This window comes from Mesorhizobium sp. WSM4810 (assembly GCF_055811235.1).
In genome coordinates this window covers 1-18,996 of sequence record NZ_JBVVQV010000030.1, presented here as the reverse complement: position 1 = coordinate 18,996, position 18,996 = coordinate 1, and the positions used below count along the sequence as shown (strand labels likewise).

Annotated in this window: 21 protein-coding genes; 10 read left to right on the top strand and 11 right to left on the bottom strand. The window is 63.4% G+C overall.

Annotated elements, in window-relative coordinates:
* Positions 1-253 precede the first annotated feature (253 nt).
* Both gloB and AC0L3O_RS29785 read left to right on the top strand, forming a co-directional pair.
* Complete coding sequence (gene gloB, locus AC0L3O_RS29790) at positions 254-1,021, top strand: hydroxyacylglutathione hydrolase (RefSeq protein WP_287259207.1); 768 nt, start codon at positions 254-256, stop codon at positions 1,019-1,021.
* Positions 1,022-1,061: 40 nt separating this feature from the next.
* The gene (locus tag AC0L3O_RS29785; RefSeq protein ID WP_287206519.1) at positions 1,062-1,502 is read left to right on the top strand and encodes a cupin domain-containing protein; all 441 of its coding nucleotides are present in this window, start codon (positions 1,062-1,064) and stop codon (positions 1,500-1,502) included.
* On the opposite strand, the gene AC0L3O_RS29780 is transcribed toward AC0L3O_RS29785, so the two are convergent.
* Genes AC0L3O_RS29780 through AC0L3O_RS29770 form a run of 3 tightly spaced genes read right to left on the bottom strand, consistent with a single transcriptional unit; the run spans position 1,477 to position 3,849 of the window.
* On the bottom strand, positions 1,477-2,145 hold the full coding sequence (locus tag AC0L3O_RS29780; RefSeq protein WP_287259209.1) for a lysoplasmalogenase family protein: 669 nt from the start codon (positions 2,143-2,145) through the stop codon (positions 1,477-1,479). The genes AC0L3O_RS29785 and AC0L3O_RS29780 overlap by 26 nt on opposite strands.
* Positions 2,145-3,032 (bottom strand): aromatic amino acid exporter YddG, encoded by an 888-nt coding sequence (yddG, locus tag AC0L3O_RS29775; RefSeq protein ID WP_287259210.1) that lies wholly within the window; start codon positions 3,030-3,032, stop codon positions 2,145-2,147. The genes AC0L3O_RS29780 and yddG overlap by 1 nt, the downstream gene beginning before the upstream one ends.
* A gap of 28 nt (positions 3,033-3,060) precedes the next feature.
* The gene (locus tag AC0L3O_RS29770) at positions 3,061-3,849 is read right to left on the bottom strand and encodes a DUF3108 domain-containing protein (protein ID WP_027153410.1); all 789 of its coding nucleotides are present in this window, start codon (positions 3,847-3,849) and stop codon (positions 3,061-3,063) included.
* A 254-nt stretch (positions 3,850-4,103) separates the two neighbouring features.
* Here AC0L3O_RS29770 and rpmB point away from each other — a divergent pair, with 254 nt between their 5' ends.
* The 3 genes from rpmB to AC0L3O_RS29755 all read left to right on the top strand — a co-directional run bounded on the left by rpmB (position 4,104) and on the right by AC0L3O_RS29755 (position 5,982).
* Positions 4,104-4,400 carry a 50S ribosomal protein L28 gene (gene rpmB, locus AC0L3O_RS29765; protein WP_023797188.1) on the top strand — a complete coding sequence of 99 codons (297 nt, stop codon included), beginning with the start codon at positions 4,104-4,106 and terminating at the stop codon, positions 4,398-4,400.
* 137 nt (positions 4,401-4,537) lie between these two features.
* Positions 4,538-5,218 (top strand): queuosine precursor transporter, encoded by a 681-nt coding sequence (locus AC0L3O_RS29760; protein ID WP_287346683.1) that lies wholly within the window; start codon positions 4,538-4,540, stop codon positions 5,216-5,218.
* A gap of 62 nt (positions 5,219-5,280) precedes the next feature.
* The gene (locus tag AC0L3O_RS29755) at positions 5,281-5,982 is read left to right on the top strand and encodes a polyamine aminopropyltransferase (RefSeq protein WP_287346682.1); all 702 of its coding nucleotides are present in this window, start codon (positions 5,281-5,283) and stop codon (positions 5,980-5,982) included.
* 32 nt (positions 5,983-6,014) lie between these two features.
* On the opposite strand, the gene AC0L3O_RS29750 is transcribed toward AC0L3O_RS29755, so the two are convergent.
* The 4 genes from AC0L3O_RS29750 to AC0L3O_RS29735 form a co-directional block, all read right to left on the bottom strand.
* Positions 6,015-7,046 carry an esterase-like activity of phytase family protein gene (locus tag AC0L3O_RS29750; RefSeq protein ID WP_473617409.1) on the bottom strand — a complete coding sequence of 344 codons (1,032 nt, stop codon included), beginning with the start codon at positions 7,044-7,046 and terminating at the stop codon, positions 6,015-6,017.
* Positions 7,043-8,941, bottom strand: coding sequence for a cobaltochelatase subunit CobT (gene cobT / locus AC0L3O_RS29745; RefSeq protein WP_473536195.1), 1,899 nt, complete (start codon positions 8,939-8,941; stop codon positions 7,043-7,045). The genes AC0L3O_RS29750 and cobT overlap by 4 nt, the downstream gene beginning before the upstream one ends.
* Before the next feature lie 162 nt (positions 8,942-9,103).
* Positions 9,104-10,090, bottom strand: coding sequence for a cobaltochelatase subunit CobS (gene cobS / locus AC0L3O_RS29740; RefSeq protein WP_128246076.1), 987 nt, complete (start codon positions 10,088-10,090; stop codon positions 9,104-9,106).
* Positions 10,091-10,213: 123 nt separating this feature from the next.
* Positions 10,214-10,843 (bottom strand): J domain-containing protein, encoded by a 630-nt coding sequence (locus AC0L3O_RS29735; RefSeq protein ID WP_036262308.1) that lies wholly within the window; start codon positions 10,841-10,843, stop codon positions 10,214-10,216.
* A 191-nt stretch (positions 10,844-11,034) separates the two neighbouring features.
* Between AC0L3O_RS29735 and AC0L3O_RS29730 the strand changes: the two genes are divergently transcribed.
* On the top strand, positions 11,035-11,337 hold the full coding sequence (locus AC0L3O_RS29730; RefSeq protein ID WP_077372975.1) for a BolA family protein: 303 nt from the start codon (positions 11,035-11,037) through the stop codon (positions 11,335-11,337).
* A gap of 3 nt (positions 11,338-11,340) precedes the next feature.
* On the opposite strand, the gene AC0L3O_RS29725 is transcribed toward AC0L3O_RS29730, so the two are convergent.
* From AC0L3O_RS29725 to AC0L3O_RS29710, 4 genes are all read right to left on the bottom strand, one after another.
* Positions 11,341-12,144, bottom strand: a complete 804-nt coding sequence (locus tag AC0L3O_RS29725; protein WP_473617408.1) for an alpha/beta hydrolase — start codon at positions 12,142-12,144, stop codon at positions 11,341-11,343.
* A gap of 85 nt (positions 12,145-12,229) precedes the next feature.
* Entirely contained in the window at positions 12,230-13,123 is an 894-nt protein-coding gene (locus tag AC0L3O_RS29720) for an HlyC/CorC family transporter (RefSeq protein ID WP_027153417.1), read from the bottom strand.
* Positions 13,120-14,304, bottom strand: a complete 1,185-nt coding sequence (gene aroB, locus AC0L3O_RS29715; protein WP_473536192.1) for a 3-dehydroquinate synthase — start codon at positions 14,302-14,304, stop codon at positions 13,120-13,122. Before aroB ends, AC0L3O_RS29720 begins: the two co-directional genes overlap by 4 nt.
* The gene (locus AC0L3O_RS29710; RefSeq protein WP_473536191.1) at positions 14,301-14,906 is read right to left on the bottom strand and encodes a shikimate kinase; all 606 of its coding nucleotides are present in this window, start codon (positions 14,904-14,906) and stop codon (positions 14,301-14,303) included. The genes aroB and AC0L3O_RS29710 overlap by 4 nt, the downstream gene beginning before the upstream one ends.
* Before the next feature lie 274 nt (positions 14,907-15,180).
* Here AC0L3O_RS29710 and AC0L3O_RS29705 point away from each other — a divergent pair, with 274 nt between their 5' ends.
* The 4 genes from AC0L3O_RS29705 (at position 15,181) to AC0L3O_RS29690 (ending at position 18,928) form a co-directional block, all read left to right on the top strand.
* Positions 15,181-15,333, top strand: coding sequence for a histidine kinase (locus tag AC0L3O_RS29705; protein ID WP_091593135.1), 153 nt, complete (start codon positions 15,181-15,183; stop codon positions 15,331-15,333).
* A gap of 5 nt (positions 15,334-15,338) precedes the next feature.
* Positions 15,339-16,256, top strand: a complete 918-nt coding sequence (locus tag AC0L3O_RS29700) for a site-specific tyrosine recombinase XerD (RefSeq protein WP_473536190.1) — start codon at positions 15,339-15,341, stop codon at positions 16,254-16,256.
* 99 nt (positions 16,257-16,355) lie between these two features.
* Positions 16,356-17,306, top strand: a complete 951-nt coding sequence (locus AC0L3O_RS29695; protein ID WP_473617407.1) for an acetyl-CoA carboxylase carboxyltransferase subunit alpha — start codon at positions 16,356-16,358, stop codon at positions 17,304-17,306.
* 293 nt (positions 17,307-17,599) lie between these two features.
* Positions 17,600-18,928 (top strand): L,D-transpeptidase family protein, encoded by a 1,329-nt coding sequence (locus tag AC0L3O_RS29690; RefSeq protein WP_287066287.1) that lies wholly within the window; start codon positions 17,600-17,602, stop codon positions 18,926-18,928.
* Positions 18,929-18,996 lie beyond the last annotated feature (68 nt).

Here is an 18,996-nt window from a genome sequence, read left to right as displayed (position 1 = left end):
CATTCGCGGGCAAGCGCCCTATGTCTGCGGCGACTGCTGCATCGGCAAGAAATCGGTTTCGATTTCGGAAGACACGATGCAGCAGGTGAAAAGTGTCAGAAGCGTCCTTTGTGCGTCCAACTGGACGCGCGGCGCTCTAGAGCAATTCCAGGAAAAGTGTGAAACGGTTTTCCGTCCGGAATTGCGCAAAACAAAGAGATAGAGCGGTTCGGCGCTTCCGTGAAACGATGAACCGCTCCAGTGGAGAGATGCGATGCCGGTTGAAATCGAACAATTCATGTGCCGCAGCGACAATTTCGGTGTGCTGGTGCATGACCCGAAAAGCGGCCAGACCGCGATCATCGACGCGCCCGAGGAGGCGCCGATCCTGGCCGCGATCGAGCGCACCGGCTGGACGCCGACGATGATCCTGACCACGCATCACCATGTCGACCATGTCGAGGCCAATCTGGCGTTAAAGGAACGGTTCAAGCTGCGCATCGTCGGACCGGAGGCGGAACGGGCCAAGATTCCCGGCATCGACGAAACCGTCGAGCAGGGTTCGGTTATCCACCTCGGCGAGGAGAGGATCGACGTGATCGCCACGCCCGGCCACACGGCGGGCCATGTCTCCTATCATCTGCCGGCGTCGAAAGTGGCGTTTACCGCCGACACGCTGTTCGCGCTCGGCTGCGGCCGGCTGTTCGAGTGCAAGCCGCCGGTGATGTACGATTCGTTGAAGAAGCTCGCGGCGCTTCCGGCCGAGACGGTCGTCTATTGCGGCCATGAATACACGCTTTCCAACGCCCGCTTCGCGCTGACCGTCGACCCGACCAATTCGGCGTTGAAGGAGCGCGCTGCGAAAATCGAGGCGCTGCGCGCCGACGGCAAGCCGACGCTGCCGACCACCATCGGCGAGGAGCTGTCGACCAATCCGTTCCTACGCTGGCACGATCCGGCAATCCGAAAGCATCTCGGCATGGAGAACGCCTCCGACGCCGAAGTGTTCGCCGAAATTCGCAAGCGCAAGGATAATTTCTGAGCACCGTTGATGGTCTGGCATCCATGATGTGCTGGAAATAATGACCAGTTCCGCCGAAATCATCGCGGCGCTCGGCCTGAAACCGCATCCGGAAGGCGGCTGGTATGCCGAGACCTTTCGCGATGGCGCGGAAGGCGCTCGCGGCCATTCGACCGCGATCTATTTCCTTTTGGAGCAGGAGCAAGTGTCGGCCTGGCACCGCGTCAAGGACGCCGCCGAGGTCTGGCATTTCTATGCCGGCGCCCCGTTGGCACTGTCGATGCATCGGGAAAACGGGCCGGTGATCGAGCAGGTGCTCGGCACGGCACTGGCGGCGGGCGAGCGGCCGCAGATCGTTGTGCCGGCAGGCTGGTGGCAGTCGGCGCGCAGCTTGGGCGAGTGGACGCTGGCCGGCTGCACCGTGGCGCCGGGCTTCGATTTCGCCGCCTTCGAGCTGGCCGAACCGGGCTGGAGTCCTAATCCAGCAGGAAGCCCATCGTGATCGCCAGCTGGGCGGCATAATACAGCATCCAGACCGCGTGGCGCATCCAGATACGGTGCGGCGAGATAGCGGTCAGCAGGAACTTTTCCGCGGCGAGCAGCCCGTCGGACGCCATGAACAGCACGGCGCCGCCGACGACCCAGAGATTGCTCAGAGTGAGAGCCGAAATGCCCATGAAAAAAATTGTCGCGATATAGACGCTGATCGGAAGGCGCAGGGCGGGGCCGACACGACGCCAGAGCGCAAAATGCATGGTGAGCGCGAACACGGCCATTGCCCCGGCAATCGCCGCGCGCCACGGCTCGGCCGAGAGCAGCCGGACCCCCTCGCCGGAGCGCAGGAACAGCGCGATGTAAAGCCCATGCGCCACGAGAAAACTGGCCAGCCCGCCGACAAAAACCTTTTCACCGTCGCGCGACAGCAACGCATCGCCGATAGCACTGAGCGCCAGCGCAGCGATGAGCAGCCACGGACCGCCCTGCAGCGACGCCAGCACGGCGAGCATTGCCACCGCCAGCGTCTTGACCGCGGAACGCGCAAGCTTCGGCGGCATGTCGATGGTGAAGGCGTAGATCACCGCGGCGGCCAGCGAAAACAGCAGCGTCGCATTGGCGTCGGCGTCGATGCCGCCGGGAAACGGCATCACGCCCCTGCCTCGCTCGCAGCCCTCTTGCGCAAGAACAGCGATTTCGCCGCAAGCGCTGCGCCGCCGGTGATCAGCACGCAGGCGGCGAGGATGCGCAGGGACGGTTCGGCGAAACCGGCTGATATCAGCACCAGCGTCGACATCAGCGGCGCGGCATAGCTTGCCGCGCCCAGCACCTGGATGTTGCCGCGCTTGACGCCGATATCCCAGGCATAGAAGGCAGCGCCCACCGGCATTAGCCCGAGGCCGAGCACGGCCAGCCATTGGCCGGCGCCGACAGGCAGCACCGTTTCTTCCAGCATCAGATGGCAGACAAGCGAAAGCGCTGCCGTGGCCGCACAGAACCAGGTGACGATGCTGGTCGGCACCGACGGAAAGCGGCGCGACAACAGCGAATAGGAGGACCACAGCACGGCGCAGACGCCGGCCATCGCATAGCCGAATGCATAGCGCGCGTCGAAGGCAAGCCCGCCGCCCTTGGTGACGATCAGAAAAGTGCCGGCAAGGCCAAGCAGTGCGCCGGCGACATGGTTCCAGGCCAGCCGCTCGCCCGGCATCAGCGCCGATCCGAGCACGATCAGCAGCGGCCACAGATAGGCGATGAGGCTCGCCTCCACCGCCGGCGCGTTGCGCAGCGCAGTGAAATAGAAGAAGTGATAGCCGAACAGGCCGGCAATGCCGATCAGCCAAACTTGCGGCGGTATCTTCTCGCTCCCGGCGGTGGCCGGCATGAACAGCCGCGCGACGAGCCCGACGCCAGTGCCGATCGTGAAGGTGATCGCCGAGAGCAGGAATGGCGGCACCGCGCCGGAAGCGTCCGTGAGCAGCGCCAGCAGCGCCCACATGGCGACCGCCGAGAAGCCGATCAGTGTTGCGCGCCCCATGTCCGTCTCCGGCGGCGCGCGATCGCGCCTATTCTGTCGCTTCGAACCGCTCCGCGCTGACGGTGAGGGTGCCGATTTTCGTGCCGACCGTGGCGTGGATCGGCGCATATACGCCGGTTTGGCCGACCGGTGCAAACGTCACCATGATGCGGCTGCGCTTCCTCAGGTAATCCAGGGATTTGCGGTTCTTGCGATAACCCGCCACCGGCTCAAAATCCAGCCGGCAAGTGACGGTATCGCCCTCGTAGCCGCGCACCGACGTCGAGCCTTTCGACTCGTAGGTCAGCCTGAGATCGGCGCGCATCTCGCCGTCATAGAGCTTCACCGTGCGCCCGCAGACCTTGTCGAGACTATCGGCATGGATGACGGTGGCGGCCATCGGATCGAGCACCGAGGCGAGATGGCTGGCGGCCAGCGGTATCCATTTCTTGGAATTGCGCTTCTTCGGCGCAGGCACGACCTTGGTCGCGGTAACAGTGCCGTTGGCGAACTGGATATCGATCATCGATGCCTTGTCGCCCGATTTGTAGTCGGCGCGGAACGCCTGCGGCTGCAATTGCTTGCCCAAAATCTTGCCCTTCGACGAGACCGTGCCACGCGTGTCGTCGAATATTGTGGCGAGGCCGGCGCTGGAGACGCTGCCTTCGATCGAATAGGTATCGCCTTCGTAACTGCTGGAAAAGCTTGCCTTGGCGACCGAGAAGCCGTGGACCGAAACCGTATACTCGCCCTTGAAGGATTGTTGCGTGGCGGCAGAAATTGCCGTCGGCAGCGCCACGGCGAGCGATGCAAGGAGAGCATGAGACGAACGAAGCATGGCGGGATCGATCCTCGATTTCAGCAGAAGCGCGCAACTCCAGCCTGGCATCTCCTTGTGCGACCGCTTATAGACTGAATTTCGGCCTTTATGTGAAAGACGTCGTCACACCCGGGCGCAAGCCGGAGCTTGACGCATCGCCGAAATGCAACTATGGAACGCCAACTTTTTCCATAAGGCCGCCTGACCGAAACCGCGCGCCACCCGGCGCGGGTTGAATGTTTGGCCAGACCGAGAACTGAAGGTTTAGAACCATGTCCCGCACCTGCGAACTCACTGCCAAGGCAGTCATGTCCGGCAACAATGTGAGCCACGCCAATAACAAGAGCAAGCGTCGCTTCCTGCCCAATCTCGTCAATGTGACGCTGATCTCGGAAGCGCTGAACCAGAATGTGCGCCTGCGCATTTCGGCCAACGCGCTGCGTTCGGTCGAGCATCGCGGCGGCCTTGATGCGTTCCTGGCCAAGGCCGACGCCAAGGAGCTGTCGCAGCGCGCGCGGCTGCTGAAGAAGCAGATCGCCAAGAAGCTCGCCGAACAGCCGGCCGCTTAATTTTTCAGGCAGCCGCCTTCGGCATCGGACCGAAAAGTGCGAAGCGGTTTTCGGAGAAATCCGATGGCCAAACAGCAATGGAGTGTCGTCCGAACTCGGCATGACACCCCGCTGGTTCCATTACCCAGGATAAAAAAATGAGCTTTTTCTCCCGATATCTGCCCTTTGTTGCGGCCATGGCGCTTGTCGTGGTGGCGTCGAACGTCCTCGTGCAGTTCCCGCTGCAGGGTGCAGTCGGCGGCCTGTCGCTGGCCGACATTCTGACCTGGGGCGCCTTCACCTACCCGTTCTCCTTCCTGGTCACCGACCTTGCCAATCGCCGCTACGGCCCGGCTGTGGCGCGCCGGATCGTGTTTGTCGGCTTCACGGCGGCAGTGATCTGCTCGGTCGTCATCCCGCCCTTGCTGTTCCGCTACGGCCTGATCGAATTCGAAACGGCCGCCGACCGGCTGGTGCGCATTGCGGCGGCTTCCGGCACCGCGTTCCTGATCGCGCAGCTGCTCGACGTGACCGTGTTCAACCGGTTGCGCCGGCAGAGCTGGTGGCGGGCGCCGATCGTCGGCACGCTGGTCGGCTCGGTGTTCGACACCGCCGTGTTCTTCACGGTCGCCTTTTCGGCGGCTTTCGCCTTCGCTGGCCCGAACGATGGCTTTGCGCTCGAAACCGCGCCGCTGATCGGCGTGCTGCCGGTCGAGGCCATGCGCTGGGTGTCATGGGCGCTCGGCGACCTCGGCGTGAAGCTGATCATCGCCGTGGTGGCGCTGATCCCCTACCGGCTGCTTGCCGCCCGCTGGAGCCAGCCGGCACTGGCGGCATAGAGCATGATCCCTGAAAGTGGGAACCGGTTTTCGGAAAAGATCATGCTCACAGGTTCTCAAGCATGATCCCATGGGTCCAACTCGATACCGCGAAAGCGCCTGACGGCGACCATGAGCTCCGCCTGAAACAACGCGGCGCCGAATTCTCGATCATGCTCGGCTCGAACGAGCTGATGAACAGTCGCCTCAGCGGTTCTGAGGAAGCGCTTGCGAGGCTGTCCTGCCAAAGGATTGCCGGCCGCAGGCAGCCGAAAATCCTGATCGGCGGGCTGGGCATGGGTTTCACGCTGCGCGCCGCGCTCGCCGAGCTTGGCGCCGCTGCCGGTATCGTTGTCGCCGAATTGGTGCCCGCCGTGGTGGCGTGGGCGCGCGGCCCGATGGCCTCGCTGTTCGGCGGCTGTCTCGACGATCCGCGCGTGACCATTCGCGAGGCGGATGTCGGGCAGATCATACGATCGGAAGCCTCGGCTTGGGATGCCATCCTGCTCGACGTCGACAATGGGCCGGAAGGGATCGTCCACAGGGCCAACGATGCTCTTTACAGTATAGCCGGGCTGATCAGCGCGAGAGCAGCGCTCAAGCCCGGCGGCGTGCTGGCGGTCTGGTCGCAGGGACCCGACAGCGGTTTTACCCGCCGGCTCAAGCAGGCGGGCTTCGCGGTCGAGGAGGCCAAGGTGCGAGCCAATGGCAAGCGCGGCGCACGCCAAATCATCTGGATCGCGACCAACGGACCCCGGCCTGCTGCAACCGGCGCCAAGCTGTAGCTTGTTATCGGCCGTCCTTTGCCGACCGCCTCTCAATCCTCGTGCAGCACAAATTCCAGATACAGATTACGCTGTAGCATCGAGTGGTTGTCGTCCGAGACCAGCGACACCATCAGCGCGCCGTCGTCGCGGGTCCAGACGTCGAGCCCTTCCATATTGTCGATCTGGTAGCCCATGTCGGCTTCCATCAGCATCGGCCCGTCGGCAACCGCGCCCTTCTCAACGCTTTCGCCATAGATGCGCCGCAGCCGCATCTTGACGCCGCCGGCCATCGAAAAGCTGCGCTCCAAAAGCAAGAGGTCGCCGTCCGGCAGGAAGGCGCCGTCGGCAATGTCGAAATTGCCGTTGCGCTTGACAGTGAAGACGCCCTTGTGCGGCCCTTCGATAACGGCCGCATAGATGTTGCCTGCCTTGTCGAGGCTCTTTTCCGAGACCACGACCAGCCCGCCTTGGTGCTGGCCGTCAGGATTGGCGTGGGTGACGGTCTCAAAGCCGCGATTGCGGCGAAGCTCCCAGGCTGGAATCAGGAAGTCGAGCTGCCTGAACGGCGGCTTCATGTCGCCCGGTTCGATCTTGAACTGTGCAATGCGGTGATCGTGCTCGAAGCCGACTGTGGCAATGCCGTTCTTGAGCGCAAGGCCTTCGGTGTCGACCTCCCATTTCTCGGCGATCAGCTGGCCCGCCTCGTCGGCCATCTGCTGCATACGGAAATTCCGGATGCCGGATGGGCGCTTGTCGGCATCATGGGTGATGGTGCCGAAGAACCAGAAACCGGTGTCGGCGACGCCGATGAAATCACTGCCGGGCTTGCGGAAACGAAACGCCGACAGCGCGCCGAAATCGCGTGACGGCGAGGTCATTTCCAGCCCGCCGACGAATTCGAGCGGGCCGAACCGCTTTTCGTCACCGCCGATATGAAACCGGTCTATCAGCCGTGCCGAGATTTCGATCGGCTCGACCGAAGCGGTGCCGGCAGCGATGGGAGGCGGCAAGGCGATGCCGGCAACGAACAGGGCTGTGGCGGCGAAAAGCGTCTGCCGAAAGCCGCCCCGCGAAACAATCATCCGGCGCGCCGCATGCCGCCGCGTCGCGTGTCGCGCATGCTTTCCTCGCCAAACAGCGAGGCCAGTTGCTCGGTCATGGCGCCCGCCAGTTCCTCGGCATCGACGATGGTGACGGCGCGGCGATAGTAGCGGGTAACGTCGTGGCCAATGCCGATGGCCAGGAGCTCGACCGGCGAGCGCGTCTCGATCAGTTCGATGACGGCCCGAAGATGCCGTTCGAGATAGTTGCCCGGATTGACCGACAGCGTCGAATCGTCGACCGGCGCGCCGTCCGAGATCATCATCAGGATCTTGCGCTGCTCCGGCCGGGCGATCAGGCGGTTGTGCGCCCACAGCAGCGCCTCACCGTCGATGTTTTCCTTGAGCAGGCCCTCGCGCATCATCAGGCCGAGATTGCGCCGCGCCCGCCGCCATGGATGGTCGGCGGATTTGTAGATGATGTGGCGCAGATCGTTGAGCCGCCCAGGATTTGGCGGCTTGCCTTCCTTCAGCCATTTCTCGCGTGCCTGCCCGCCCTTCCAGGCGCGGGTGGTGAAGCCGAGGATCTCGACCGAGACGCCGCAGCGTTCCAGCGTGCGCGCCAGAATGTCGGCGCAGGTGGCGGCGACGGTGATCGGCCGGCCGCGCATCGAGCCCGAATTGTCGAGCACCAGCGTCACCACCGTGTCGCGGAATTTGGTGTCGCGCTCCTGCTTGAAGGACAGCGGCTGCATCGGGTCGATGACGACGCGCACCAGCCGCGCCGGATCGAGATAACCCTCTTCGAGATCGAAATCCCAGGACCGGTTCTGCTGCGCCATCAGGCGGCGCTGCAGCCGGTTGGCCAGCCGGCCGACGACGCCGGACAGGTTGGCAAGCTGCTTGTCGAGGAAGGCGCGCAGCCGATCCAGCTCTTCCTCTTCGCACAGATCCTCCGCACCCACCGTCTCGTCGAAGGCGGTGGTGAAGACCTTATAATCGATGTCCTTCGACAGATTGGTGAAGGGATTGTCGTTGCGGCGCGCCTCGCCGGGCGTCTCGGCATCGGCGTCGTCATCGTCGGACAGGTCGTCGGCGGTAGCATCGGATGCCTCCATCTCGGCCGATTGCTCGTCGTCGGACGACGCCTCGGTATCGTCCGACTGCGACTGCTGGGAGCCGGAATCGTCTTCGCCGCCCTCCTCGCTCTGGTCCTCGCCTTGCGGCTGGTTTTCATCGTTGTCTTCGGAGTCTTCGGTCTCCTGGTCGTCACCGAGTTCCTCGGCCATTTCCATGGAAGCCAGCATCTCGCGCACGACACGGGCGAAGGCCTGCTGGTCGTCGAGCTTTGCCGACAGTCCGTCGAGATCGGCACTTGCCTTCTCCTCGACCCAAGGGCGCCAGAGGTCGACCAGCCGCTCGCCGCTCTTCGGCACGGCGCGGCCGGTCAGCTTTTCGCGCACCATCAGGGCCAGCGCTTCCTCGATCGGCGCATCGGCCTTGTCCTTGACATCGATGAGGTTGGCCCTGGCGTATTTGTCCTCGAGCATCGAGCCGATATTGTTGGCCACACCCTGCATGGCGCGCGAGCCGATCGCTTCGACGCGGGCCTGCTCGACCGCATCGTAGATGGCGCGGGCCTGTTTGCCCTCCGGCGCCAGCCTGGTGTGGATGCGCGTGTCGTGGCAGGCGCGCTTCAGCGCCATGGAATCGCCGAGCCCTCGGGTGATGGCGATGTCGGCCTTCGAGGCTTTCTTCGGCAGTTCAGGCAACCGGGCGCGGCTGCCGGCGAGCGCCGGCCGATCCTTGGCGAAACCGACCTCGAGGTCCTTGTCGCCGGCAATCGCGCGCATGCAGACGGTGACGGCGCGCTTGAAGCTGTCGGCTTCAGACCCCGTCTTCGACTTGTTACGCGTGTTGTCGCCCGGACCCGCCATCGATCATTCCCCGACGCATGACCCCGAAAATCGGAAACGATTTTCGGAAAGGATCATGCGCGAAATCAAAGTTCTACAGCGTCCGTCGCGCGTCCAATTTGGCGCGCGGCGCTGTAGCGCACGACCTTGTCCGAAAAGCGTTGCGACTTTTCAGAGCCATGCTTAGCCCAGAACTACGTTGGCGGCGCTCTCCGGCAAATCCTGGCCGAAGGCGCGCTGGTAGAACTCGGCCACGAGCGAGCGTTCCAGCTCGTCGCACTTGTTGAGGAAGGTCAGCCTGAACGCCATGCCGATATCGCCGAAGATCTCGGCATTCTCAGCCCAGGTGATGACCGTGCGCGGGCTCATGACGGTCGACAGGTCGCCATTGATGAAGGCCGAACGCGTCATGTCGGCGACACGCACCATCTTGCTGACGATCTCCTTGCCCTTGGCATCGCGATAGTGCTTGGCCTTGGCCAGCACGATGTTCACCTCATTGTCGTGCGGCAGATAGTTCAGCGTGGTGACGATCGACCAGCGGTCCATCTGCGCCTGATTGATCTGCTGGGTGCCGTGATAGAGGCCGGTGGTATCGCCGAGACCGACGGTGTTGGCGGTCGAGAACAGCCGGAACGCCGGATGCGGGCGGATGACCCGGCTCTGGTCGAGCAGCGTCAGCCGGCCGGACGATTCCAGCACGCGCTGGATGACGAACATCACGTCCGGGCGGCCGGCATCGTACTCGTCGAAGCACAGCGCGACATTGTGCTGGTAGGCCCAGGGCAGGATGCCGTCGCGGAATTCCGTGATCTGCAGCCCTTCCTTGACGACGATCGCGTCCTTGCCGACGAGGTCGATGCGGCTGACATGACTGTCGAGATTGACGCGCACCATGGGCCAGTTGAGGCGGGCGGCGACCTGCTCGATATGTGTCGACTTGCCGGTGCCGTGATAGCCCGACACCATGACGCGGCGGTTGTAGGCAAAGCCGGCGAGGATCGCCATCGTCGTGTTCTTGTCGAACAGATAGTCGGGATCGATGTCGGGCACATGCTCGCTCGTCACGGAATAGGCCGGCACCACCATTTTGGACTCGAAGCCGAATTTCTCCTTCACCGGCACGGTGGTGTCGGGCAGGTTGGCGATGTCGCGATCGACCTTGTTCATCTTTATCAACGTCTCCACGGGCGAAGCGCCTGATTTCGCCGGCAATCGATTTTGTCCGGGGGCGGTCTTAGAGCCTTTTCCAACCTTATGAAAGTTGGAAAACGACACGGACCGTAAGGTCGCTCAGCACAATCCTGCCTGCTTGAGCACGCGATAGGCCTGGAGCACATCGCGGAACCGGTCTTCCGAACCTCTGTCGCCGCCATTCGCATCCGGATGGTGGCGTTTCACCAGTTCCTTATAACGCGCCTTGATATCCTTGCCAGTCGCCTTTGTATCAAGGCCAAGCGTTTCCAGCGCCTTGGCCTCAAGCGGCTTGGCCTTGCGCTCACGCGCCTCGCGCGGGTCCTTCGGGCCTTTGAACAGGTCGAACGGATCGCGCATGCGGTTGTAGTAGCCGGCGCGGCCGGAACGCTGCTGGGCGAAATCGGGCGAGGAGCGCGTCGAGGCGCCGTTGACGCCCATCTTCCATGTCGGCCGGTGGCCGGTCATCGCTTCCTTCTGGAAGCGGGCGATCTCGGTATCGGGGACACCGGAGAAATAATTGAAGCCCTTGTTGTACTCGCGCACATGATCGAAGCAGAACTGAAAATACTCGCCCTCCTTCATGCGCCCGACCGGCGCGCGATGGGTGCCGGCCTCCTTGCAACCGTCCCACTGGCAGATCGGCGAACGAGACTTCAGCTCCGCATCCTTCTCAGGGCGGATGCGAATTTTCTCGAAATATTTGGGGTACGGTTTCATCTCACCCATTTATGGGCTGTTCGCCGGTGCGAAACAAGAATTGACATTTTCGCGATGATCGCCCTAACCGCTGAATCGCGGCATAAAGCGGGCGATCGGCGAATTTTGTCGCGACGGCGGCGCCGCGCGTCCTTCCAGACGCGCAAAGGCCGCCGATTTTCGGGGGTTGCACCCGCCATATGTGGTGAAGGGAAGTAAGAATGTCCATACAGTCGACGATGGAAGGCAAGTTGAAGAAGGCGTTCTCGCCGGAGCGGCTGGTCATCATCAACGAAAGCCATCTCCATGCCGGCCATCACCATCAGGACTCCGACCATCACGGCACCTATGACGGCACCGGTGAGACGCATTTTCGCGTCCGCATCGTCTCCTCAGCCTTTGCCGGCATGAGTCGCATCGAGCGCCACCGCGCGGTCAACGCATTGCTGGCCGACGAATTGAAGGCTGGTGTCCATGCGCTGGCGATCGAGCCGGCCGCGCCGGACGAAAAGACCAGGTGGTAGACCTCAGCCGAGCGCTGCCTTCAGGAAAATCATCACCGCACCGGTCAACGCGTCGCCTTCGTCGCCGAAATTCCGATTGATCGACACGTGCGAATAGGCGCTGCCATCGAACAGTGTCACCTCCGTTCCAGTCGCCCGCAGGCGCTCGGCGAAGGCCCGTGAGGCTGCCGCACGACCCGCTGCGCGCGAATAGCCGATGAAGGTCGCCGGATGTTTGCGGCTCCCGACATGGGTGGCAGGCGACAGCGTTCGCCACTGCGCCGGGTCGGGAAAGGCCTTCGCATAGGCCCGTGTCATGCTGCCGCTCCTCGCAAGCGCCTCCAGGTCATAAGCCCTGGTATCGTTCAGAACCAGCGCCGCGACGCCGGGCAGACCGCCGCGCAGCCCGGTCAGTGCGGCGAGATGGCTGCCGGCCGAATGGCCCATCACCGCAATCCGGTTCGGATCGCCGCCGTATCTGGCGATGTTGGCGCGCACGTAGCGATAGGCCTGCTCGACATCGTTGGCCTGGGTGGAGACATCAGCCTCAGGCAGCATCCGGTAGTCGATCGAGACGAAGCAGAAGCCATTGTCGAGCAGGAAGTCCGGCTTGACGTCGACGTTGGTGCGATTGCCGGCTCGCCAGGCACCGCCATGGATGAAAACGATCACAGGCAGGGAGCTGGCGCCGGCGCGCGCGTAGATGTCGAGCCTGGCCGGACCGTAGTCGACAGTTTGCGGAGATGGCGAAAGCCGGCGCGATGCCGCCGAAGCGCTGGCCGTCGACAAAGCCATCGTCATCAAAAGCAGGGTTCGCCGATCGATCACCGTCACCTCCAGACAGCCCGGTCGAAAGTGCACGCCGGCGCGGCGAACGTCCAGGATTGATTAGCCGCGAAAGAACCTATTAGAACTAAATCTCGCCGGCCGGCCTGATCCTCAGCCTTGCAATCCGGTTCTTGTCGCGCTTCATGACGACGAAGCGCTTGCCGTGAAAGGTGAAAGCCTGCTTCTCGTCCGGGATCAATTGCGTCTCGTGGATGACGAGACCGGCAATGGTGGTGGCTTCTTCGTCCGGCAGGTCCCAGTCGAGCGCGCGGTTCAGGTCGCGGATCGACACAGTGCCGTCGACGACGACGGAGCCGTCGGCTTCCTGCTTGACGCCCTGCATGTCGATATCGTGCTCGTCGGCGATCTCGCCGACGATCTCCTCGATGATGTCCTCCAGCGTCACCAGCCCCTCGACCTCGCCATACTCGTCGACGACGATAGCGAAATGCGCCTTGCGCCGCAGGAAGGCGTTGAGCTGTTCCTGCAGCGTCGTGGTATCGGGCACGAACCACGGTTTTGAAGCGATCTTCATCACATCGATCTTGGAAAAGTCGTTGCCGACATCGTTCAACGCGCGCAGCAGGTCCTTGGCGTGCAGCACGCCGACGATGTTGTCGAGCGAGCCCTTCCACAAGGGCATGCGGGTATGCGGGCTCTGCAGGATCTCGCGCACCACCGCTTCCGGCGGATTGTCGGCATTGACCGAGCGCATGTTGGTGCGATGGACCATGACATCGGACACTTCGAGCTCATCGAGATCGGACAGGCGACCGATGCGGGCGCGATCCTCGCGCACCACCTGTCCGTCGCGACGAAAATCGTCGACGGCGCCCCGCGATTCATCATGGTTCGAATGCTGCGGCTCGATGCGCTGCAATTCATAGCCGAAGGCGGCGAGCAGGCGCGCGCGAAAGGCAAAGGCGAGCAGGCCGAGCCCGGCAAGGACAGCAGCGACAATCCAGCCGGCCTCGCTCATCCCGGTCGGCCTCTCGGCTGACCCGGTCGGCCTCCCGGCCGACCCGGGCGGCTGTTCTGCTGACCCGGATGGTTCTCCCTCAGAAACGACAGCACTTCCGACGCCGGCACATCCTTGGCGATGAAGGCCTGGCCGATGCCGCGCGTCAGGATGAAGGTCAGCGCGCCGCGCGACACCTTCTTGTCCTGGGCGATAAAGGCAAGCAGCGCCTCGGCGTCAGGCAATTCACCCGGAATATCGGCCATGCGCCAGGGCAGGCCAACGGCGCGAAGATGCGCCTCGACGCGCGCCGCATCGTCGGGACTTGCCAGGTTGAGGCGTGACGAAAAGCGATAGGCCAGCGCCATGCCGATGGCGACGCCCTCGCCGTGGACGAGACGGGCGCTGTCATATCGGGTGGCGGCCTCGAGCGCGTGGCCGAACGTGTGGCCGAGATTGAGCAGCGCGCGGTCGCCGGTCTCGAACTCGTCGCGGCCGACGACATCGGCCTTGGCGCGGCAGGCCTCGGCGATGGCCTCGGTCCGCTGCGGGCCGCCGGCGAACACCTTGCCCCAGTTTTCCTCCAGCCACGCGAAGAAGTCGGGGCGATCGATGAGCCCGTACTTGGCGAGTTCGGCATAACCCGCCCGGAATTCCCGGATCGACAGCGTGTCGAGCACTTCGGTGTCGGCCAGCACCAGTTTCGGCTGATGGAAAACGCCGACGAGGTTCTTGCCGCGCGCACTGTTGATGCCGGTCTTGCCGCCGACGGAAGAGTCGACCTGCGCCAGCAGCGAAGTCGGGATCTGCACAAAATTCATGCCGCGGCGCACGATGCCGGCGGCGAAGCCGGCCAGATCGCCGATGACACCGCCACCGAGAGCGACGACGACGTCGCCGCGTTCCAGTCTCGCGGCGAGCACGCCGTCCACCACCTCTTCGAGATGCGCGAAACTCTTGGTCTTTTCTCCCGCCGGCAAAGTAATGACCGCAGGCTGGATGCCGCCCTTTTCGAGGCCGGCCTTCAACGTCTCGAGGTGGGCGGCGGCGACATTGACGTCGGTGACCACCGCGGCGCGCGTGCCGGGCAGGCGGCGCGAAATCTCGGTGCCGGCGCGCAACAGCAGGCCGGAGCCGATCAATATGTCATAGGCGCGATCGCCGAGCCCGACTTCGACGGTGACTGTCGCGTTGCTTTTCACGAGCGCACCTCGCCTGTCGCGGCTGCCACGCCGAAATACCCGCAAAGCGCGTTCACCACCTCGGCGGCGATGACCTCCTTGCGATCGTCGCGGGTCGGCACGGTAACATCGGCGGTTGCGTAGACCGGATAGCGCTCGGCCATCAACCGCGCGATCACGGCACGGGGATCGGCGCTTTTCAGGAGCGGCCGGTTCTGCTTCTTGGAAACGCGGTCCATCAACAGGTCGATCTCGGCCTTCAGCCATACCGACACGCCATGGCCGGCAATGGCCTCCCGCGTCGGCGCGCTCATGAAGGCGCCGCCGCCCGTCGACAGCACCTGCGGGCCGTGTTCCAATATGCGCAGGATGACGCGCTGCTCCAGCGCCCGGAACTCGGGCTCGCCATAGCGTTCGAACAGTTCCGGGACGCTCATTCGCGACACGCTTTCGATTTCCTGATCACTGTCCATGAAAGGCAGTCCCAGCATCCCCGCCACCTTGCGGCCGATCGCCGTCTTGCCGGCGCCCATCAGGCCGACAAAGACAATGGAACGGCTGCCCAGCCGGCCGAGCAGCGCGGCATGGCTCTCATCGGGAGGATTGGCTGGCAACGCGTTCATGACACCATTATGTTTCTAAGCAGGTTCCGCAAAGCTATCCCAGGTTTTGCGACAGAACCTGCGACAAGCCAAAGAATCCAGGCAGGCATTTTCGGGCTAGCCCACGAATGCCTGCTTAGACCCCTCTTTGCCGGCGTATCGACATCAAAAGCCTGATTGCGTCAAGCGTGGCGCCGCCGCACGTCGTCCGCGCTTCGCCCTTGAATTGGCCGGATTGGCGTCTCATAAGGGCACTGGGTTTGGAAACGCAGAACAACAAGACGGGCGAAAATTGATGCCGACACTGTTCCGCTTTGTCGTGACGCTCACGATTCTGGCCGGCATTGTCTATGGCGCGATGTTCGCTCTGGCGATGTTCGTCGAGCCGAGAAAGGCCGAAATGAGCGTGCGCATCCCTCCCGAAAAGCTCATTCCCAAGAAGAACTGAGAGACATGAACAGCGCGGCCCGCATCGAAGCCTTTCTGGAAATGATGAGCGCCGAGCGCGGCGCTGCCGAAAATACGCTTTCCAGCTATCGCCGCGACCTCGAAGACGCGTCAGCCGAGATCGACGGCGGGCTCGCTGGTGCCGCCGCTGCCGATATCCGCAACTATCTCGACGAGATAGCCGCACGCGGTTTTGCCGCCACCTCGCAGGCACGCAAGCTGTCGGCGATGCGCCAGTTCTTCAAGTTCCTCTACGCCGAGGGTGTGCGCGGCGACGACCCGACCGGCACCCTGGACAGTCCGAAGAAGGGCCGGCCGCTGCCGAAGACGATGAGCGAGGCCGACACCGGCCGGCTGATCGACCGTGCGGCGCAGGAGGCAGCTGACGCCTCGCTGAACGATGGCGACGGCCTGGCGGCGCTGCGCCTGCATGCGCTGGTCGAGGTGCTCTACGCCACCGGCCTGCGGGTTTCCGAACTGGTCGGCCTGCCGGTGACGGTGGCGTTGCGCGACGATCGTTTCTTCATGGTGCGCGGCAAGGGTGACAAGGAACGCATGGTGCCGCTATCGGCAAAGGCGCGCGTGGCCATGCGGGCCTGGCTCGCTGCCCGGGCAACGGTGCCGGCTTTGGCGGATAGCCCGTTCCTGTTTCCGGCGGCAAGCGACAGCGGCTATCTCTCCAGGCAGGTCTTCGCCCGCGACCTGAAGGGCCTTGCCGCGCGGGCCGGCATCGCCTCGGCGAAAATATCGCCGCATGTGATGCGCCATGCTTTTGCCAGCCATCTCCTGCAGAACGGCGCCGATCTCAGGGCGGTGCAGCAGTTGCTTGGCCATGCCGATATTTCAACGACGCAGATTTACACACATGTTCTGGAGGAGCGGCTGATGCGGCTGGTCAACGATCATCATCCGCTTGCCGACTAGGCGTCATATCGCTATGTGAGGACGACGTTCCACCGCCCGGAGCCCCTATTTCCCAGGTTCCGTCAGTCATTGCCTCCCGGCTTATCGGTCCGCTCAAGAATGTACAATTACCTCGATTTCGAAAAGCCGGTCGCCGATCTTGAAGGCAAGATCCTCGAGTTGAAGAAGCTCGCCGAGAATGGCGAGGCGGTCGATGTCGGCGATGAGATAAGCCGGCTCGAGAAACGCGTGCGCGACGCATTGCGCGACACTTATAAGGCACTGACCCCGTGGCAGAAGGTGCAGGTGGCGCGCCATCCGGACAGGCCGCATTGCGTCGACTACATCAAGGGGCTGTTCAACGATTTCACGCCGCTTGCCGGCGACCGCAATTTCGGCGAGGACCAGGCGATCGTCGGCGGCTTCGCCCGCTTCCGCGGCGAGCCGGTGGCGATCATCGGCCAGGAAAAGGGCTCGGACACGGCCAGCCGGCTGAGGCATAATTTCGGCTCGGTGCGGCCGGAGGGCTATCGCAAGGCGGTGCGGCTGATGGAACTCGCCGACCGCTTCAATATCCCGTTGCTGACGCTGGTCGACACGGCCGGCGCCTATCCGGGCGTCAATGCCGAGGAGCGCGGCCAGGCCGAAGCCATCGCCCGCTCGACCTCGGCCTGTCTTCACCTGAAGGTGCCGTCGATCTCGGTGGTCATCGGCGAAGGCGGCTCGGGCGGTGCCATCGCGATCGCCACCGCCAACCGCGTCTACATGCTCGAGCACGCCATCTATTCGGTGATCTCGCCGGAGGGCGCCGCCTCGATCCTGTGGCGCGACACCACCCGCTCGAAGGATGCGGCGACCAACATGAAGATCACCGCTCAGGATCTGCTGGAGCTCAAGATCATCGACGCCATCGTTCCCGAACCGCTCGGCGGCGCCCATCGTGGCCCGGATACGGTGATTGCCGCCACCGGCGATCTCATCGCCAAAACGATGAAGGAATTCTCCGGCGCCAACACCGATTTTCGTGAGCAGCGCCGCGAGAAATATCTGGCTATGGGGCGAAACCTCTAGACTATGATCCCGAACCGAGGCTCAGCGCAGCAAAAAGTGGGTACCGGTTTTCGCAAAAGGCGTGGTCGAACAAGAGGATTCAGGCCGGCCGATTTCAGTCGGACGGACCGCCGGACGGTTTCGACGCCGCAATGTGGCGAGATTAAGCACCTTCGCCACAAAAATGCCGCTGCGCTCGTTTCAATCGGATTGCCGTAAGGCCCGGCGCTGCGGTAAGGAATTTTCAAGGTTAACGGGCTTACGCTTGGGCCTGTCGGCCCTGATGCCTGCGGTCCGAAAGAAAAGACATAGCCATGTTTGCCAAGCTTGCCCGCACCGCACTTGTGATTGCCGCGATAGGCGTCGCTGGCTGCAATGATTCTTCGATGAAGGATTTTGCCCCCCACGCCAACAAGCCGTTGCCCGAAAAAATCCTGGCCAGCATGAAGGCCAAGGGCATGACCCGCACCTCGCCGGTGATGGCCCGCATCTTCAAGGAAGAGGGCAAGCTCGAAATCTGGAAGGCCAAGACCAACGGTCGCTATGACTTAGTCGCCAGCTACGACATCTGCAAATGGTCGGGCAAGCTGGGCCCCAAATACACCGAAGGCGACCGCCAGGCGCCGGAGGGCTTCTATACGGTCCGTCCGGCGCAGATGAATCCGCGGTCGAGCTACCACCTTGCCTTCAACATCGGCTATCCCAACGTCTACGACCGCGCCAATGGCCGCACCGGTTCCCATCTGATGGTCCATGGCGCCTGCTCGTCGTCGGGCTGTTATTCGATGACCGACGCGCAGATCGAGCAGATCTACGCCTTCGGCCGCGACGCTTTCCAGGGCGGGCAGACCGAGTTCCAGATCCAGGCCTTTCCGTTCCGCATGACCGCCGCCAACATGGCGCGCTATCGCAAAGATCCGAACTACGAATTCTGGAAGATGCTGAAGGTCGGCTACGACAATTTCGAGATCACGAAAGTGCCGCCGAAGGTCGATGTCTGCGAGAAGCGCTATGTCTTCAACCAGGTCGCGCCTGACGGCGAGACCTTCGATCCGACCGGCGCCTGCCCCGCGACGACGCAGCCGGATTCGCTGAAGAGCGCCTTCAATGCCTACCAGAGCACCTACGAGGCGGCTTTCAACGGCGCGGTCAAGGCCAGCGTGCCGGCGCCCAAGCCGACCATCGGCGGGATCAAGGAAGCCAGCATCGTTTCCGAGTGGTCGAAGAAACGCGCCCGTGGCGAACGCGTGCCGATCGATCCGCCGTCGTTCAACGCCGACGGCTCGGTGACCGAGACTGCGCGCATGGGCCGCATCGATTCTCCGGCGGGCCGCAAGATGGCCGCGCTCGACGCGGAGAAGGCCGCCAAGCAGAAGGCCGACGAGCAAAGGCTTGCCGCGATAGAAGCGGCCAAGGCCGCGAAAGAGGCGGCTAGGGCTCAGGCTCTGGCCGAAAAGCAAACGGCCAGGATCAATTCGCTGGCCGAAGAGGAGGAGGCCAGGGCCGCTGCCGAAGCGCCTGTCGCTACCGCGACAATCGCGTCGTCCCCCGATGCCGCCCCGGCCGCAACGCAGGCGGCGAATGCCGGTGAAAGCAGGACGACAAGGCTGAAGAAGAAGCTGCTCGGCATGTTCGGCGGCTGAGCTTCATGCCTGAACACGGAGATGGGGGCCAGGAAGACAGGCCCTCAACCAGCCCCGCCCCCGCCGCC

Coding starts and splice junctions, on each gene's coding strand:
- gloB (WP_287259207.1), top strand. CDS start 254: ATGCCGGTTGAAATCGAACAATTCATGTGCCGCAGCGACAATTTCGGT.
- AC0L3O_RS29785 (WP_287206519.1), top strand. CDS start 1,062: ATGACCAGTTCCGCCGAAATCATCGCGGCGCTCGGCCTGAAACCGCAT.
- AC0L3O_RS29780 (WP_287259209.1), bottom strand. CDS start 2,145: ATGCCGTTTCCCGGCGGCATCGACGCCGACGCCAATGCGACGCTGCTG.
- yddG (WP_287259210.1), bottom strand. CDS start 3,032: ATGGGGCGCGCAACACTGATCGGCTTCTCGGCGGTCGCCATGTGGGCG.
- AC0L3O_RS29770 (WP_027153410.1), bottom strand. CDS start 3,849: ATGCTTCGTTCGTCTCATGCTCTCCTTGCATCGCTCGCCGTGGCGCTG.
- rpmB (WP_023797188.1), top strand. CDS start 4,104: ATGTCCCGCACCTGCGAACTCACTGCCAAGGCAGTCATGTCCGGCAAC.
- AC0L3O_RS29760 (WP_287346683.1), top strand. CDS start 4,538: ATGAGCTTTTTCTCCCGATATCTGCCCTTTGTTGCGGCCATGGCGCTT.
- AC0L3O_RS29755 (WP_287346682.1), top strand. CDS start 5,281: ATGATCCCATGGGTCCAACTCGATACCGCGAAAGCGCCTGACGGCGAC.
- AC0L3O_RS29750 (WP_473617409.1), bottom strand. CDS start 7,046: ATGATTGTTTCGCGGGGCGGCTTTCGGCAGACGCTTTTCGCCGCCACA.
- cobT (WP_473536195.1), bottom strand. CDS start 8,941: ATGGCGGGTCCGGGCGACAACACGCGTAACAAGTCGAAGACGGGGTCT.
- cobS (WP_128246076.1), bottom strand. CDS start 10,090: ATGAACAAGGTCGATCGCGACATCGCCAACCTGCCCGACACCACCGTG.
- AC0L3O_RS29735 (WP_036262308.1), bottom strand. CDS start 10,843: ATGGGTGAGATGAAACCGTACCCCAAATATTTCGAGAAAATTCGCATC.
- AC0L3O_RS29730 (WP_077372975.1), top strand. CDS start 11,035: ATGTCCATACAGTCGACGATGGAAGGCAAGTTGAAGAAGGCGTTCTCG.
- AC0L3O_RS29720 (WP_027153417.1), bottom strand. CDS start 13,123: ATGAGCGAGGCCGGCTGGATTGTCGCTGCTGTCCTTGCCGGGCTCGGC.
- AC0L3O_RS29710 (WP_473536191.1), bottom strand. CDS start 14,906: ATGAACGCGTTGCCAGCCAATCCTCCCGATGAGAGCCATGCCGCGCTG.
- AC0L3O_RS29705 (WP_091593135.1), top strand. CDS start 15,181: ATGCCGACACTGTTCCGCTTTGTCGTGACGCTCACGATTCTGGCCGGC.
- AC0L3O_RS29700 (WP_473536190.1), top strand. CDS start 15,339: ATGAACAGCGCGGCCCGCATCGAAGCCTTTCTGGAAATGATGAGCGCC.
- AC0L3O_RS29695 (WP_473617407.1), top strand. CDS start 16,356: ATGTACAATTACCTCGATTTCGAAAAGCCGGTCGCCGATCTTGAAGGC.
- AC0L3O_RS29690 (WP_287066287.1), top strand. CDS start 17,600: ATGTTTGCCAAGCTTGCCCGCACCGCACTTGTGATTGCCGCGATAGGC.